Origin of the sequence: Acidovorax sp., assembly GCF_046339755.1 — a bacterium.
Taxonomy (GTDB): Bacteria; Pseudomonadota; Gammaproteobacteria; order Burkholderiales; family Burkholderiaceae_C; genus Acidovorax.
Genome location: NZ_JBKDTZ010000125.1, coordinates 1 through 3,134 on the forward strand (window position 1 = coordinate 1; position 3,134 = coordinate 3,134).

General features: G+C 69.8%; 3 protein-coding genes. All 3 read left to right on the forward strand.

Annotated features, from left to right (window positions below):
* On the forward strand, window positions 1–1,077 hold a 1,077-nt coding region (locus ACK59X_RS09475), incomplete at its 5' end, for an FAD-binding oxidoreductase (protein ID WP_409956796.1).
* Window positions 1,078–1,088: 11 nt separating this feature from the next.
* Complete coding sequence (locus ACK59X_RS09480; RefSeq protein ID WP_409956799.1) at window positions 1,089–2,651, forward strand: tannase/feruloyl esterase family alpha/beta hydrolase; 1,563 nt, start codon at window positions 1,089–1,091, stop codon at window positions 2,649–2,651.
* Window positions 2,652–2,742: 91 nt separating this feature from the next.
* The coding region (locus tag ACK59X_RS09485; protein WP_409956800.1) for a LysR family transcriptional regulator at window positions 2,743–3,134 on the forward strand (392 nt) is incomplete at its 3' end.

Below are 3,134 nucleotides of genomic sequence, written 5' to 3' on the forward strand. Positions count from 1 at the left end.
GTGCAGGCCGGCGTCACGCGCGGGCAGCTCAATGCCGCGCTGGCGGGCACGGGCTTCTTCTTCTCGGTGGACCCGGGGGCCGATGCCTCCATCGGCGGCATGGTGGCCACCGCAGCATCCGGTACCAACACCGTGCGCTACGGCACCATGCGCGACAACCTGGTGAGCCTGACGGTGGTGACCGCGAGCGGCGAGGTGGTGCGCACCGCCTCGCAGGCACGCAAGAGCGCGGCGGGCTACAACCTCACGCAGCTTTACTGCGGATCGGAAGGCACGCTGGGCCTGATCACCGAGGCCACGGTGCGCCTGCACCCGCACCCCGAGGCCTGCGCCGCGGCGGTGGTGCACTTCCCCACGGTGCGGGCGGCGGTCGATTGCGTGATCGATTCGATCCAGATGGGCGTGCCGCTGGCGCGCGCGGAAATGCTCGATGCGCTGACCCTGCGTGCCGTCAACGCCCACAGCCGCACCACGCTGAGCGAGAACCCCACGCTGTTCCTGGAGTTCGTCGGCAGCCAAGCGCAGATCGACGCGCAGTCGGACACCGTGCGCGAGATCGCCGCCAACCACGGTGGCGGTTCCTTCGAGTGGGCGCTCCGGCCCGAAGAACGCTCACGCCTGTGGACGCCGCGCCACCATGCCTACTTCGCCTGCCTGCAGCTCAAGCCCGGCAGCCGCAGCCTGACCACCGATGCCTGCGTGCCGCTGTCCTCCCTGGCGCAGTGCATTGCCGAAACCCAGGCCGACGTGGCGCAGCATGGCCTGCTGGCGCCGGTGTTCGGCCATGTGGGGGACGGCAACTTCCACTGCCTGGTGCTGGTGAACCCCGAGAGCGCCGCAGAGAACGCCGCCGCCGAGGCCTTCAGCCACCGCCTGGTGCAGCGCGCGCTGCACCATGGCGGCACCTGCACGGGCGAGCACGGCGTGGGCCTGCACAAGCAGCACTACCTGGCCGAAGAACACGGCCCGCACGGCGTGGCGCTGATGCGTGCCATCAAGCAGGCGCTGGACCCGCACAACATCTTCAACCCCGGCAAGGTCGTTGCGGCGGCCGGCCCGGATCACCACCCCCAATGAGGAGACCCACCATGACGAAATGGATGCAATGGCTGCTGCCCGCCGCCGCACTCGCTACCCTGGCCGGCTGCGGCGGAGACGGGGATCCGCCGATGCAACTGGCCGAGAAATGCCCCACCCTGCAGGGCAAGATGCTGGGCGGCGGCAGCGTGGTCATCGACGACGCCCGGCTGGCCGCTGCGGCACCGCCCCAGCCCGAGTACTGCGTGGTGACAGCGCGCTTCAAGGACTCGGCCCTGCGCTTCGAGGCCCGCCTGCCCACCACGGGCTGGAACGGAAAGCTCGCCTTCCTGGGCGGTGGCGGCTTCGACGGCGCCATGCCCACGGCCGCCGCGGCGCAGTTCAGCGAATCCATACTCACCGAGCGCTACGCGACCATCGGCACCAATGGCGGCTACGACTATCCACCACCGCGCGACCTGGGCTACTTCAAAGGCGAGTTCGCGCTCGATGCCGCCAAGCTGCTCGACTTCGCCCAGCAGTCGGAGCACCGGGCCCTGCAGCCGGGCAAGGAGGTCATGGCGCAGTTCTTCGGCAAGCCGCCTGCGCGCAGCTACTTCGAGGGCTGCTCCATGGGTGGCCATGACGCGCTGATGCAGGCGCAGCGCTTCCCGGAGGATTTCGACGGCATCGTCGCGCGGGCGCCAGCAGGCAATGTGATGGGGCTGTTCATGCAGTTCAACCGCATCGCCCGCCAGGTCCAGAGCCCTGGCGGCGCGCTGAACCCGGCCAAGCAGAGCCTGTTGGCCACTGCGGTGCTGGCGCAGTGCGATGGCCTCGATGGGCTGAGCGACGGCATCATTGCCCGGCCCGCTGCCTGTCGCTTCGACGCCAAGGCCTTGCGCTGCACCGGCGGCGGCGATACCGGCGACAGCTGCCTGTCGGATGCGCAGATCGCCACCGTGCAGACCGTCACCTCGCCCATCGCCACGGCCAACGGTGCCTGGTCGCACCCCGGCTACCCGTTCGGCGCCGAGAACTCGCCCAAGGGCTGGGGCGAGTACATCTGGCCCCAGGCCAGCCTGGGCGGCGCCTCGGCGCAGGGCCTGTTCTCGGACGGCTTCATCCGCTCCTTCATCGCGCGCGATGCCTCCTTCGACACCACCATCTGGAACCCCGAGCAGTGGCTGGCGCGCATGGACACCATCGGCGGCCTGTTCGGTGCGACGGACTCGAACCTCGCCGCGCTGCACGCGCGGGGCGCCAGGCTGATCCTGTGGAACGGCACGACCGATACTTCGGTGAGCGCGCTGGACACTGCCCGCTACTACGATCAGGTGGTCTCCACACTGGGCCAGCGCAAGGCCGATGAAGCGGTCGAACTGTTCCTCGCGCCGGGGGTGGGCCACTGCTTCGGCGGTGCCGGGCCCGACAAGGTGGACCTGCTGCAGGCCATGGCCACCTGGGTCGAGCAAGGCGTGCCGGCCTCGCAGCAAAAGCGGGTGCTGCGCAAGGTCGAGGCTTCGGGTGCGACCACCATGTCCCGGCCGATGTGCAGGTACCCGGCCTACCCGCGCTACAAGGGCACGGGCAACGCCAGCGAGGCGGCCAGTTTCGACTGTGTGACCGACTGACTGACCGAGCGGGGGCGCGGCGGCCGGCGGCGCCCTCCCTACAATGGCCTGCCGCCCCTGGCCTGCAGGGAGGGCGGCCGGAGATTTGCCGATGGAATTGCGCCAGTTCAAGTATTTCGTGGCCATCGTGGATTGCGGCAGCCTGTCGCGCGCGGCCCAGCAGCTCTATGTGGCGCAGTCGGCGCTAAGCAAGCAGATGACCGAGCTCGAAGGCGAGCTGGGTACCCAGCTCCTGCTGCGCGGGCGCAACGGCGTGGCCATGACCGAGGCCGGCAAGGTGTTCTATGAATATGCCCAGGGCATCACCAAGCAGGTCCAGGACGCCCGGGCCGCCGTGCACGTGGCCGCCGATTCGGTGGTGGGCACCGTGGTGGCCGCCGTGCCGCAGAGCGTGTCGCCGATGATCGCGCTGCCGCTGATGCGCGCCGCCGCGCGCCGCTACCCCGAGGTGGTGCTGCACCTCAACGAGGAGCTGACCGGCAA

Bases quoted from the DNA above. Each gene is read 5' to 3' on its own strand.
- ACK59X_RS09480 (WP_409956799.1), top strand. From the start codon at position 1,089: ATGACGAAATGGATGCAATGGCTGCTGCCCGCCGCCGCACTCGCTACC.